The following is a 12,637-nucleotide window of genomic DNA, read 5'->3' as shown; positions in this document are numbered from 1 at the left end:
AGCAAGCAGCCCGGCCCCCGATCGTGGCTCCCCTTCCGACAGGTCAGCGCACCGGGATCGCCAAGTACTGGTATTCCAGGAACTCGTCGATTCCGACCCGGCCGCCCTCCCGGCCAAGACCGGACTGCTTGACGCCGCCGAACGGAGCGGCCGGGTTGGACACGAGACCGGTGTTGAGGCCGACCATGCCGACCTCCAGGCGTTCGCTGACGCGGATGGCTCGGTCCAGGCCCTCGGTGAAGACGTAGCCGACGAGGCCCCAGGGGGTGTCGTTGGCGCGGTGGACGACCTCGTCCTCGTCGTCGAAGGTGAGGATCGCGGCGACGGGGCCGAAGATCTCCGTCTCCATCAGGCGGCTGCCGGGGTCCACGTCGGTGAGTACGGTCGGCGGGTAGAAGCAGCCGGGGCCGTCCGGCGTGGTCCCGCCGACCAGCACCCGGGCGCCGCGCTCCACCGCGTCGGCGACCAGCTCCTCGACCTTGGTGCGTCCGGCGGTGTCGATCAGCGGGCCGACGTCGACTCCGTCCCGCGTTCCGGGGCCGACGACGAGCGCCCCCATCCGCGCACTCAGGCGCTCCGCGAACTCCTCGGCCACCGACCGGTGGACGAAGAACCGGTTCGCGGCGGTGCACGCCTCGCCCATGTTGCGCATCTTGGCCGTCATCGCGCCGTCCACGGCCACGTCCAGGTCCGCGTCGTCGAAGACGATGAACGGCGCGTTGCCGCCCAGCTCCAAGGACGTGCGTACGACGGTGTCGGCGCACTGCGCCAGCAGCAGCCGGCCGACGGCCGTGGAGCCGGTGAAGGACAGCTTGCGGATACGGCCGCCGCGCAGCAGGGGCTCGCACACCTCGCCGGCGCGCGAGGTGGTGACGACGTTCAGCACACCGTCCGGCAGCCCGGCCTCCTTGAGGATCGCGGCCAGCGCGAGGCTGGACAGCGGGGTCTGCGGGGCCGGCTTGAACACCATCGTGCAGCCCGCCGCGATCGCCGGTCCGATCTTGCGGGTACCCATGGCCAGCGGGAAGTTCCACGGGGTGATCAGCAGACAGGGACCGACCGGGCGGCGGGAGAGCAGCATCCGGTTGCGGCCGTCGGGCAGGGTGCCGTAGCCGCCGTCGATACGGACGGCCTCCTCGGAGAACCAGCGGAAGAACTCGGCGGCATACGCCACCTCTCCCCTGGCCTCAGCAAGGGGCTTGCCCATCTCGGACGTCATCAGACGGGCGAGGTCGTCGGTGCGGTCGAGGATGATCTCGTGGGCGCGGCGCAGGATCTCGCTGCGCGCCCGGGGTGCCGTACGGGCCCACTCCTGCTGCGCCTGGACCGCCGCGTCCTCCGCGAGCCGGGCGTCCTTCGGACCCGCGTCGGCGATCTGGCAGAGGATTTCCCCGGTCGCGGGGTCCTCCACGGGCAGGGTGGCACCGTCCGCGGCGTCCACCCAGGCCCCGCCGATGAACAGTTGCTTCGGTACGTCGGTCATGGGGTCGCTCCCGGTCATGAGGCCGCTCCCGTCTCCACCGCGGCCGCCCACGCCCGCAGGCCCTCGTCGATCGCGGTCTCGTCGATGACGAGCGCGGGGATCATCCGTACGACCTGGTTGTAGGCGCCGCACAGCAGCAGGAGCAGGCCCTCGTCGACGGCGGCCCGCTGCACCCGGGCGGCGGTCTCCGGGTCGGGGCCGCCGTCCTCGGTGACGAACTCGCTGGCCAGCATCAGCCCGAGGCCCCGGACGTCACCGATGCCGGGGGTCCGGCCCGCCACCGCCTCCAGACCCTGCCGCAGCCGCGCGCCCATCGCCTCGGCGTTCTCGACGAGCTTCTCGTCGCGTACGACGTCGAGGGTGGCGCAGGCTGCCGCGCAGGCCACGGCGTTGGCGCCGTAGGTGCCGCCCTGCGAGCCCGGCCACGCCCTGCTCATCAGCTCCTCGGAGGCCGCGATGCCGGACAGCGGGAAACCGCTGGCCAGCCCCTTGGCGGTGATCAGGATGTCGGGGGTGACGCCGAAGTGGTCGTGCCCCCAGAACCGGCCGGTGCGCCCGACGCCGGTCTGCACCTCGTCGAGGATCAGCAGGAAGCCGTGCCGGTCGGCCCGCTCCCGCAACCCCTCCAGGAAGGCCCGGGTCGCGGGCACGTATCCGCCCTCGCCCAGCACCGGTTCGACGATGATCGCGGCGGTGTCGGCGGGCGAGGAGATCGTCTGGAGCGTGTAGTCGAGTTCCTGGAGCGCGAAGCGGGTGGCGGTCTCCTCGTCCCAGCCGTAGCGGTAGGCCGTCGGGAACGGGGTGACGACCACACCGCTCATCAGCGGGGAGAAGCCGGAGCGGAAGCGGGTACCGGAGGTGGTCATGGCGGCCGCGGCGACGGTACGGCCGTGGAAGCCGCCGTGGCAGACCAGGACGTTGGGGCGGCCGGTGGCCTGTCGGGCCAGCCGCAGCGCGGCCTCGACGGCCTCGCTGCCGGAGTTGGTGAAGAACAGACTGTCCAGACCGGCCGGCAGTACCTCGCCGATCTTGTCCACCAGCCGGCGCAGCGGCCGGTGCATGACCGTCGTGTACTGACCGTGGACCAGCGTGCCCACCTGCTCCTGGGCTGCGGCCACCACCGTGGGATGGCAGTGCCCGGTGCTGGTGACACCGATGCCGGCGGTGAAGTCGAGGTAGCGGCGGCCGTCCTCGCCGTAGAGATGGACGCCCTCGCCCCGGACGGCCATCACGGGCGTGGCCTGGCGAAGGTGCGGCGACAGTGCGGTCATGGTCGTCTCCCGGCCTGTGTCGTCGGTCTGCTGCGGTCCTCCGAGCATCCCCACGGCCCTGGACGCCGACAACGCGTGATCTGTCCGGCCGGAACGGGGTATTCGGACGTTGTGTCAACCAGTGACGCTTGTCGGAGTGACGGAGCAGGCAGAGAGGCACTGTGAGCGAGACCCATCCCCCAGGTCCGGGGCCCGCGGGCCGTCCGCCCACCGTCGCCGACGTGCTGGCCCTGCCCGTCCTGGCCGCCGGCCGGCCGCAGGTCGTCACCGGTGAGACCCGCCTCGACCGCCCCGTCCGCTGGGTCCACATCACCGAGCTGACCGATCCCGCGTCCTTCCTCAAGGGCGGCGAACTCGTCCTGACCACCGGCATGCCCCTGCCCGACGAGCCCGCCGGCGTACGCCGGTACGTGGACGAACTCGCCGACATCGGTGCCGCGGCCCTGGTCATCGAGCTCGTCCGCCGCTATCACCGGCCGCCCGAGGCCCTCGTCCAGGCGTGCCGCACGCGCGGTCTCCCCCTGGTCACCCTGGCCGACGACGTCAACTTCCTGGAGGTCACCCAGGTCGTCCACACGCTGATCCTCGGGAACCAGGCGGACGCGATGCGCAGGACCCAGCGCATCCATGAGGCGTTCACCGCTCTGACGCTGCGCGGCGCGGGCCCCGAGGACGTGCTGCGGGCCGCGGCGGAGATGAGCGGCCACACGGTCGTCCTGGAGAACCTCGTCCATCAGGCGCTGATCTGCGAATCCTCCGGCCGCACCGCCGAGACCGCGCTCACCGACTGGGAACAGCGCTCCCGGGCGACCCCGCCCGCCGACCGCACGGGCCGGTCGGGCCCGGAGGGCTGGCTCGTGGCATCCGTGGAGTACCAGGGCGAGGCCTGGGGCAGGGTGGCCATGCTCCCCACGCCGACGGGTACGCCCGCGCCCCCGGTCTTCGGCCCCGAGGACGTCACCGTCCTGGAGAGAACGGCGATGGCCCTCACCATCGCCCGCCTCATCCACGCCACACCCTGGGAACGCACCGCACACCGCAACGCCCTGCGCGACCTCGCCGAGCAGCGCCACCCTTCGCCGGCCGACGCCCGTGCCCGAGTCGCGGCCCTGGGCCTGCCCACCGAGAACGTGTGCTTCGTCGCCGTACTCGCGGACATCCCCACAGCGGAGGACACCGCGAAGGCCGAGGTCCGCCTCCCCGAGGAGCTGAGGACGACGGGAACCAAGGCACTCGTCGGCCGCCTCGCCCCCACCCGCCTCGGCATCCTTCTCGCCCTGCGCCCGTCCCGGCAATGGCGCCCCGCCGTCGAGCAGCTGAGCCGCACCGCGCACCGCGTCGCCCCGGGAGCGACCCTGTGCGCCGGCTCCCCGGCCCCGGACCTCGCCGACGTCGCGCGTTCGTTCCGCGAGGCGGCCCGGGTGGCCGAGGCGACCGAGCCCGGCCGGCCGCTCCCCGCGGACCGCTCCTTCCACGAACGGTCCGACATCGGACTGCGCCGGCTGCTGTTCGCGCTCCGCGACGACACCCGGATCCAGGACTACGCGGAACGGCAGTTGGGCCGGCTCATCGACCACGACACCCGCCATGGCACCGACCTGCTGAGCGTCCTGCGCCAGTACCTGGACGCGGCCGGAAACAAGACCGTCGCCGCCCGCGCGAGCGGTCTGTCCCGTGAGACGGTCTACCAACGTCTGCGCACCATCGAGCGGATACTCGACTGCGACCTCGAATCCGGCGAACAGCGCACCGAGCTCCACGTGGCCCTCAGCGCACTTGACGTCCTGCGGGCCCGCTGACGTCACGACAACCTCCACGCACAAATCGAGGCGAATCGATTTCGCTACAAGTTCCGAAATTATTCGTGACGGGTGCGCCACTTGGCCGAAATGCGCGCTCCATACCTTCCTGAAATCGCACCTCTGCCCAGAGTGCCTTCAGGAGACAGGAGCCCCCGCGTGCCCAATTCCCCGCGCCGCGGCGCCCTACGGCTGACCGCCGGTATAGCGCTCATCTGCACCTTCGCCCTCGCGGGCTGCGGGCGTGGCGGTGACACCGCCGCGACGGGCACCGCCGCGCCCGTCGACGCCTCCCCGGCCACCGGCAGCGTCGACGTCTGGGCCGCTCAGGGCGATGCCGATGTGCTCGAGAAGGTCATCAAGCCCTTCAAGGCCGACAACCCCGATGTCAAGGTCAACTTCACACTGATCCCGAACGCCGAGTACTACACCAAGCTCCAGTCGGCGGTCGCGGCGGGCAAGGGACCGGATGTCGCGCAGTTCTTCCCCGAGTCGCAGGCGCAGTTCCTCGATCCGTCGATCCTGCGGCCCGTGCCGGACGGGCTCGTCGACCGGGGCAGCTTCTTCAAGAGTCTGTGGGACTCGGGGGTGGCCGAGAACGTGGCCTACACGGTGCCCTGGTACGCCTACACCTACGCGCTCGTCTACCGCTCCGACCTCGCCGACAAGGCAGGCGTGAAGGCGCCGACGGCGTGGCAGGACACGGTGCCGTTCTTCAAGGCGCTCCAGGGCGCGGGCGCCGGGCACGGCCTCGGGGCGGACAACGGCTGGGACATCTTCAACGGCCAGGACGTCGCGATGTACGCCTGGCAGGCCGGCGGCTCGCTGGTCTCCTCCGACGGCAAGTGGAACCTGGACACGCCGGAGATGGCCGACGCGATCAAGTACAACGCGTCGTTCTTCACCTCGGGCGCCGCCGACACCAGCACGCCCACCTTCCTCGACGCGCAGCCGTACTTCACCTCCGGCAAGACCGCCGCGATGATCACGGGCCCCTGGGTCATCGGCCAGCTGGACAAGGCCGCGGGCAAGGACGGCTGGACGGCGTCCCACGTCGCCACGGCGCCGCTGCCTGCCGGGGATTCGAGCAGCGCCTCCTTCTCCGCCGGCGGCAGTTGGGGCGTACTCGCGGACAGCGACAACGCGGACGCGTCATGGAAGTTCGTCCGCTACCTCGCGGAGCCGAGCACTCAGGTCGCGCAGTACAAGGCGTACAGCTCGCTGCCGGCCGTGATCTCCGCGTGGGACGACCCGGCCATCGCCCAACAGCCCCTGCTGGACGCCTTCTTCACGCAGATGAAGAACACCCGGGCCTTTCCGCAGGTGAGCACCTGGCAGCAGGTCGCGACCCGGCTGGGCAAGGAGATCGAGGCCGTGGCCAAGGGCACGGAGAGCGCGGAGAAGGCCGCCGCGAACGTCCAGGCGTACGCCGAGAGCGTCGGCACCGGTTCGGAGTGATCGGCGGATGACCACCAGCGCCGTCAAGACGACCACCAGCACCGTCAAAGCGCGCCGTTCCCGGGGCCGCGCCCGCCGTACGGCCGTCGCCTGGCTGTTCCTGGCACCGTTCACCGCCGTGTTCCTGCTCTACACGGCGATCCCCACCGTCGCGGCGCTCGGGTTCAGCCTCACCGACCTGCGGGGCACGGATCTCCGGCATCCGTTCGCGGTCGACTTCACGGGCCTCGAGAACTATCTCCGGCTGCTCAGGGACCAGAGCTTCCTGCGGGACATCCTGAACACCGCCCTGTTCGTGGCCGTCGGCGTGCCGCTGACCATGGGCATCGGGTTCGCGCTGGCCCTCGCGCTGAACTCGGGTATCCGGCGGCTGCGCGGGGTGTTCCGTACGGTCTTCTTCGCGCCGGTCGTCACCAACGTCGTCGCGGTCGCCCTGATCTGGCGGTACGCGTTCAACGACAGCGGCACGGTCAACAAGGTGCTCGACACCGTCGGCTTCGCCGGACCGAACTGGCTGGACGACCCGAACCTGGCCATGCCCGTGGTCATCCTGCTCGGGGTCTGGCGCAACTTCGGCACCGCGATGGTGCTGTTCCTCGCCGGTCTCCAGGCGATCCCCCGGGATGTGTACGAGGCCGCCGCCCTCGACGGGGCGGGCCGGTGGCGGCAGTTGCGGCACATCACCCTGCCGCTGCTGCTGCCCACCACCCTCATGGTCTCGGTGCTGCTGACCGTCTTCTATCTCCAGGTGTTCGACGAGCCGTATCTGCTCACGGACGGGGGCCCGCTCGGCTCCACCGAGTCCGTGGCGCTGTACACCTACCACCAGTTCGGGGCGGGCGAGTTCGGGATGTCGTCGGCCGCGTCCTTCGTGACGCTCGTCCTCGTCGCGCTGGTGAGTCTCGTCCAGTTCCGACTGCTGAGGTCCCGCACATGACCGCCGTCGCCGCGTTCGAAGACGCCCACCTGACCACCGACCGGGTCTCCGTGCGCCGCCGGTCCGTGTCCCGGCCGCTGCTGTACGGCGCGCTGATGCTGTGCGCGCTGCTCACGATGCTGCCGTTCCTCTGGGTGATCAGCGGCTCGTTGCGCAGTCTCGACGAGATCCGCTCCGACCCCGGTGCCTGGCTCCCCCACGACGTCACCCTCGACAACTTCGTGCGGCTGTTCGGCACCGAGGGTTTCGGCCGGTTCATGGTCAACAGCATCGTGGTCGCGACCCTCGTGGTGGCCGGCAACATCGTGGCCGCGTCAGCCGCCGGCTACGCGCTCGCCAAGCTCGACTTCGCGGGCAGGCGGATCGCGTTCGGCGCGGTCATGGCGGCGCTGATGGTGCCGTTCACCGCCGTGTTCGTCCCGCAGTTCGTGATCACCGTGGACCTGGGCCTGGCGGACTCCCTCGCCGGTATCGCCCTGCCGGGCGTGGCTCTGCCACTGTCGGTGTTCATCATGCGGCAGTACGCGATGTCGGTCCCCGACGAACTCCTCGAAGCGGCGCGGATCGACGGCGCGGGCGAGTTCCGGATCTTCTTCCGGATCTTCCTCCCGCTGGCCGGTCCCGCGGTCGCGACGATCACGATCATGTCGTTCCTCACCTCGTGGAACAACTTCATCTGGCCGCTCATCGTCGCCCAGAGCATGTCCAGTTACACGCTGCCGGTGGGCCTCGCCGCCACCAGTCAGGCGGCCGCCCACGTCACCGACTACGGCCTGATGCTCGCCGGCGCGATCGTCGTGATGCTGCCGGTGCTCGTCCTCTTCCTGTTCCTCCAGCGCTACTTCGTGCAGGGCATCTCCGGAACGGGCATGCGGTGACCGCGGTGACCTCCAGAGGCGCGCGGCTGTCCGGCATGAACCAGAGCGCCGTCCGACGCGTCAACACCTCGGTCGTCCTGCGTGCGTTGGCGGTGTCGGCCGGGCCGAGGACACTGACCGCGCTCGCCGAGCAGGCCGAGCTGTCCCGCCGCACCATCGAGCTGATCCTGGACTCGCTCGTCGAGGCGGGCTGGGTCACCGAGCTCGAGCGGGTGCCGACCAGCGGCTGCGCCGGGCGCCCCGCCCGACGGTACGAACTGCGGGCCGAGCACGCGCTGCTGGCCGCCGTACGCATCACCACCTCGGACGCGTCCGCGGCCGTCGCCGACGTACGCGGCCGCATCGTCGGCCGCGCGTACCGGCCGCTGCGCGCCTACCAGGATCCGCAGGTCACCCTCGACGACGTAGCGGCGCTGGTGCGGGAGGCGCTCGACGACGCGGGCGGGTCGGCGGACCGGCTGCGCGCCGGCGCGGTCGCGGGCGGCGGTGCCATCGACGACGAGGGAGTCGTACGGCGCCTGGTGCACACGACGCGCTGGGAAGGCGTGGACCTGCCCGATGAGCTTGCGCGCCGCATCCGCATGCCCTGGTTCGCCGACAACGACACCAACCTCGGTGCCCTCGCGGAGCGTTGGCGCGGTGTGGCCGGCGACCACGACAACGTCGTCTGGGCGATGCTCGGGAACCGCACCGGTCTCGGCATCCTCATCCGAGGCGCCGTACACCGCGGTCTCGACGGCGCCGCCGGTGAGATCGTCGAGGCGGTGTCGATGCCGACGGGCTCGGTCGAGAACCACCCCGTCGCCTGGCTCACCTCACCGGACCCGGCCCAACGCGGCGTCGCACTGGACCGCTTCGACGCCGCTCGGGCCGGTGACGCGACCGCGCTCGCGGAGGTCGACGAGCTCGTGGCGAACATCGCGTCGATCCTCACCACCTTGTCGTGGACGGTCGCGCCGTCGCTGATCGTGCTCGGCGGCGGTCTGGAGGACGCGGCCGATGTGCTGCTGCCCCGGGTGCGCGAGGCGTTGCGCCGTGCCCGCACCCCCGCGGTCGAGCTGCGGGCCACCGTCCTGGGCCGCGACGCCCCGCTGATCGGCGCCGTCAAGCTGGCGCTCGACCGCATGGACACCGAGCTGTTCGGCCCGCTGATCCCGCATGCGTGATCGCGTACGCCCCCCTCACACAGCCCCTTGTGCAAGACAGGAGCCTTCCTTGACCGACACCCCGCGCACCGACGTCCTCGTCGTCGGCAGCGGCATCATGGGATCCGTCGTGGCCCGGCTGCTGCGCGACACCGATCCGGCGCTGCGCATCACGATGGTCGACGGCGGCACCGCGATCGGCGAGGTCCCCGGCCGGCATCTGCACGACGTCGACGACCCGGTGCTGTGGAGGCGCTACAACGAACAGGTCACCACCGGCATCCAGGGCATGTACACGGGCGCCGAGGTGGTGCGCGAGGTGGCGGCCGGTCTCACCGACCTGCCGCCCGGCATGTTCCATGCGCTCGCGTTCGGCGAGGACGCCGAGGCGATGCCCGCGACGGCGCTCGCCTGGAACGCGGGCGGCATGGGCGTGCACTGGACCGCCGCGACCCCCTGGCCCGCGGGAGACGAGGTCTTCGACTTCGGCGACCCGGCCCGCTGGGCGGCGGATCTGGACACCGCGCGCCGGGCGCTCGCGGTCACGCCCGCCCCGATCGGTCCGACCGAGGTCGGCCGACTGGTACTCGACGTACTGCACCGACGCTACGACGGGACCGGACCGGACGACCGTGGGCCGCAGCCGATGCCCATGGCCGTCACCGCGTCGGCATCGGGCCCCCTGCCGCGCACCGCCCCCGGGACGATCTTCCCCGCGCTCGCGACGGGCGGCGACCCCGCCTTCACCTTGGTCACCGGCACACTCGCGACGTCCCTCGTCGTGTCGGACGGCCGGGTCACCGGCGCCCGGCTGCGTCGGGTCGCCGACGGCGCCGAGTCCGAACTCCGGGCGGACGCCGTGGTGGTGTGCGCCGACGCGCTGCGCACCCCGCAGCTGCTGTACGCGTCGGGCATACGGCCCGAGGCGCTCGGCCGTCACCTCAACGAGCACGCCTTCGTCACCGCCCGCGTGCTGCTCGACCTCGACCGATTCGGCCTCGACCTGCACACCCTGCCCCTGCCACGCACCGGCGAGTTCTGCACGGACTCCCTCTGGCTGCCGCAGAACGGCGCGGCGCAGCCGTTCCACGGACAGATCATGAACCGGACCTACGTCGACGACGACGGCCGCCCTCTCGCGCACTCCGTGGGCCTCTCGCTGTACGTCCCCGTCGAGTCACGCCCCGACAACCGGCTGGTGTTCTCCGACACCGAGACCGACCTCGCCGGTATGCCGCGGATCGGCATCGAGTTCGGCTACTCCGACGCCGACCATGCGCTGATCCGGCGGGCACTGGACGAAGTCGGGTCCCTCGCCGAGGAGTTCGGCCCGTTCGACCCGAACACGGAACGCGCACTGCTGCCGCCCGGTTCCTCACTGCACCTCACCGGCACCGTCCGGTCCGGCACCGCCGACGACGGCACCAGCGTGTGCGACCCGGACGGCAGGGTGTGGGGCTTCGACAACCTGTACCTCGCCGGCAACGGCGTGATCCCGACGGCGATGGCCGCCAACGTCACGCTGACGGGCACGGTGACCGCGGTGCGGGCGGCTCGCGCCGTGGCCGAGCGCCATGCACTGACGGGAGTTCAGTAGTGATCGACATAGCGAAGGAGTACCGCGAACTCGTCGGCGTGAACGTCGTGCTCGTCTCTGGGGGGTCCAAGCGGTCCTGGGGAACTCGGGTGCGGAACCGCGCCCCGCAAGGGGCGCGGGGAACTGCGCGACCAGCCCCCACCGGCCCGCGGCGAACGAACCGCCTATGCAGCGAAGCTCTTGGCGCGCACGCCGAGGTCGTCGCACTGGGCCTCGCCCAGCGGGCGACCGGCGGCTGGGACCTCGGCGGCCAGGGCATGCCGGCCCACGAGCTGGTCGTGAACTGGCGTCCGTGCGTGCAGTGTTACGGCGCGACCCTGTGGTCCGGGGTGCGCGGCCTCGTGGTGGCCGGCGAGGGCCCGGAGCTGGAGGAGATCACCACGTTCGACGAGGGCCCGCTCGGCGCGGACTGGGCGGAGCAGTTCGAGGCCCGCGGCATCGAAGTCGTACGGGATGTGCTCCGGTACGAGGCGCTCGCCGTGTTCCGGAACTATCGGGATGCGGTCGACGCCGACGGCGTCGTCTACAACGCGCGTGGAGGTGCCGTATGACACCGCGGTTCGCGACCGACATCATCACCTTCTACCACCCGGATTTCTGGGGCCTCGAATCCGCGGACGCCGTGCGCGACTGGGCTTCGGCGAACCCCGAGGGCTTCTGGGAACGGGTGATGGACGCGCTGGCCGAGGCCGGTGTCACCGGCATCGAGTTGACCTTCGCGCCCGGCGACGTCGACTCGGCGTTGCGCGCCTTCGGCAGCGCACCGGCGTTCCGCCGCGCACTCGATGCCCGGGGCCTGGCCGTGGTGAGCGCCTTCATCGCCGGGAGCGACTGTCCCGACTGGCGAGACGCCGGGAACCTGCCCGCGATCGTCGCCGACGCCGAGCGACGCGCGGCCTTCCTCGCCGACATGGGCGCCGAACTCCTCGTCGCCGGGCTGCCGATGCGGACGACGTTCGGGACACGCCCGCCCTTCTTCGTCGACGCCGCCTACATGACGCGGATGGCCGACATCGCCCACGTGGTCGGCGAGGCCGTCGCCCGGCACGGGGTGAAGCTCGCCTTCCACACGGAGTCGAACAGCACGCTCTGGTACGAGCGCGACATCGACCTGTTCATGGCTCTGACCGATCCACGGTACGTGTGGCTGTGCCCCGACTCCTGCCACATCGCGCTCGGCGGCGGCGACCCCGTAGCCGTTGTACGTCGCCACGCTCAGCGCATCGCGCTGGCGCACTGGAAGGATGCGGTGAAGCCGATCGATGTCCACCTCACCATCGACGAAACGGTCTTCGCCCGACAGCAGCCCTACATGACCGAACTCGGCACGGGCATCGTGGACTGGCAAGGATGGGCCGACGCCATGTCCCGCACACCCGGCGCCGGCACCATCCTCATCGAACTGGACGAGGCTCCCGATCCCGTCGCCGCGCTCCGGGCGGGGACGGCCGTCGCCCGGGAGGCCGGGACATGACCGGCTCCTCGCCCGCGAGCCGGTGCTCGCGGGCGTACCCCGCCAGCAGTTCACGCAGTTGCGTACGCCCCCGGTACAGCCGCGACAGCACCGTGCCGACGGGCGTCCGCATGATGTCGGCGATCTCCCGGACGGCGAAGCCCTCCACGTAGGCGAGGTACACGGCGATCCGGAAGTCCTCCGGGATGGCACGCAGCGCCGCCTCGACGTCGGCGTCGGGAATGTGGTCGAGCGCCTCCGACTCGGCGGACCGCAGCCCCGTCGAGGTGTGCGACGCGGCGCGGGCCAGCTGCCAGTCCTCGACCTCCGTCGTGCCGTCGCGCCGCGGCCGGTGCTGCTGCTTGCGGCAGGAGTTGAGGAACGTGGTGGTGAGGATGCGGTACAACCACGCCTTGAGGTTCGTACCGTCCTGGAACTGGTGGAACGAGGCGTAGGCCCTGGCGTATGTCTCCTGGACCAGGTCCTCGGCGTCGGCCGGGTGGCCGGTCATGCGCAACGCGGCCGAGTAGAGGCGGTCGAGGTGCTCGAGAGCGGGTTCGAAACGGGCCCGGCGGTCGGGCACGCAGGGGCGGCCGTCGTACGTCCTCATGGCGCC

At 71.3% G+C, this 12,637-nt stretch carries 11 protein-coding genes; 8 read left to right on the top strand and 3 right to left on the bottom strand.

What is annotated here, in order from left to right; genetic code table 11:
* Positions 1-43: 43 nt before the first annotated feature.
* Both KCH87_RS05490 and KCH87_RS05485 read right to left on the bottom strand, forming a co-directional pair.
* Positions 44-1,483 (bottom strand): NAD-dependent succinate-semialdehyde dehydrogenase, encoded by a 1,440-nt coding sequence (locus tag KCH87_RS05490; protein WP_210584592.1) that lies wholly within the window; start codon positions 1,481-1,483, stop codon positions 44-46.
* 14 nt (positions 1,484-1,497) lie between these two features.
* Positions 1,498-2,754, bottom strand: coding sequence for an aspartate aminotransferase family protein (locus tag KCH87_RS05485; protein ID WP_210584590.1), 1,257 nt, complete (start codon positions 2,752-2,754; stop codon positions 1,498-1,500).
* A 161-nt stretch (positions 2,755-2,915) separates the two neighbouring features.
* Here KCH87_RS05485 and KCH87_RS05480 point away from each other — a divergent pair, with 161 nt between their 5' ends.
* The 8 genes from KCH87_RS05480 to KCH87_RS05445 all read left to right on the top strand — a co-directional run bounded on the left by KCH87_RS05480 (position 2,916) and on the right by KCH87_RS05445 (position 12,042).
* Complete coding sequence (locus tag KCH87_RS05480; protein ID WP_210584587.1) at positions 2,916-4,553, top strand: PucR family transcriptional regulator ligand-binding domain-containing protein; 1,638 nt, start codon at positions 2,916-2,918, stop codon at positions 4,551-4,553.
* 159 nt (positions 4,554-4,712) lie between these two features.
* Entirely contained in the window at positions 4,713-6,011 is a 1,299-nt protein-coding gene (locus KCH87_RS05475) for an extracellular solute-binding protein (protein WP_210584585.1), read from the top strand.
* 7 nt (positions 6,012-6,018) lie between these two features.
* Entirely contained in the window at positions 6,019-6,948 is a 930-nt protein-coding gene (locus KCH87_RS05470) for a carbohydrate ABC transporter permease (RefSeq protein ID WP_210584584.1), read from the top strand.
* Positions 6,945-7,826: a carbohydrate ABC transporter permease gene (locus tag KCH87_RS05465; RefSeq protein WP_210584582.1), complete on the top strand. Its 882-nt coding sequence runs from the start codon at positions 6,945-6,947 to the stop codon at positions 7,824-7,826. Before KCH87_RS05470 ends, KCH87_RS05465 begins: the two co-directional genes overlap by 4 nt.
* Before the next feature lie 35 nt (positions 7,827-7,861).
* Positions 7,862-8,992 carry an ROK family transcriptional regulator gene (locus tag KCH87_RS05460; RefSeq protein WP_210584999.1) on the top strand — a complete coding sequence of 377 codons (1,131 nt, stop codon included), beginning with the start codon at positions 7,862-7,864 and terminating at the stop codon, positions 8,990-8,992.
* A 49-nt stretch (positions 8,993-9,041) separates the two neighbouring features.
* Positions 9,042-10,568 carry a GMC oxidoreductase gene (locus KCH87_RS05455; RefSeq protein ID WP_210584580.1) on the top strand — a complete coding sequence of 509 codons (1,527 nt, stop codon included), beginning with the start codon at positions 9,042-9,044 and terminating at the stop codon, positions 10,566-10,568.
* Positions 10,568-11,119 carry a nucleoside deaminase gene (locus tag KCH87_RS05450; RefSeq protein WP_308298752.1) on the top strand — a complete coding sequence of 184 codons (552 nt, stop codon included), beginning with the start codon at positions 10,568-10,570 and terminating at the stop codon, positions 11,117-11,119. Before KCH87_RS05455 ends, KCH87_RS05450 begins: the two co-directional genes overlap by 1 nt.
* A complete protein-coding gene (locus KCH87_RS05445) occupies positions 11,116-12,042 on the top strand; it encodes a sugar phosphate isomerase/epimerase (protein ID WP_210584578.1) in 927 nt (308 codons plus the stop codon). Before KCH87_RS05450 ends, KCH87_RS05445 begins: the two co-directional genes overlap by 4 nt.
* Here KCH87_RS05445 and KCH87_RS05440 read toward each other — a convergent pair.
* Positions 11,963-12,631 carry a sigma-70 family RNA polymerase sigma factor gene (locus KCH87_RS05440; protein WP_210584577.1) on the bottom strand — a complete coding sequence of 223 codons (669 nt, stop codon included), beginning with the start codon at positions 12,629-12,631 and terminating at the stop codon, positions 11,963-11,965. The two genes, KCH87_RS05445 and KCH87_RS05440, sit on opposite strands and share 80 nt — an antisense overlap.
* Positions 12,632-12,637: the final 6 nt, after the last annotated feature.

This window comes from Streptomyces sp. GESEQ-35, from assembly GCF_017948485.1.
Classification (GTDB): Bacteria; Actinomycetota; Actinomycetes; order Streptomycetales; family Streptomycetaceae; genus Streptomyces.
This window is presented reverse-complemented; position numbering and strand designations above follow the sequence as displayed.

Coding starts and splice junctions, on each gene's coding strand:
- KCH87_RS05490 (WP_210584592.1), bottom strand. CDS start 1,483: ATGACCGACGTACCGAAGCAACTGTTCATCGGCGGGGCCTGGGTGGAC.
- KCH87_RS05485 (WP_210584590.1), bottom strand. CDS start 2,754: ATGACCGCACTGTCGCCGCACCTTCGCCAGGCCACGCCCGTGATGGCC.
- KCH87_RS05470 (WP_210584584.1), top strand. CDS start 6,019: ATGACCACCAGCGCCGTCAAGACGACCACCAGCACCGTCAAAGCGCGC.
- KCH87_RS05465 (WP_210584582.1), top strand. CDS start 6,945: ATGACCGCCGTCGCCGCGTTCGAAGACGCCCACCTGACCACCGACCGG.
- KCH87_RS05460 (WP_210584999.1), top strand. CDS start 7,862: ATGAACCAGAGCGCCGTCCGACGCGTCAACACCTCGGTCGTCCTGCGT.
- KCH87_RS05445 (WP_210584578.1), top strand. CDS start 11,116: ATGACACCGCGGTTCGCGACCGACATCATCACCTTCTACCACCCGGAT.
- KCH87_RS05440 (WP_210584577.1), bottom strand. CDS start 12,631: ATGAGGACGTACGACGGCCGCCCCTGCGTGCCCGACCGCCGGGCCCGT.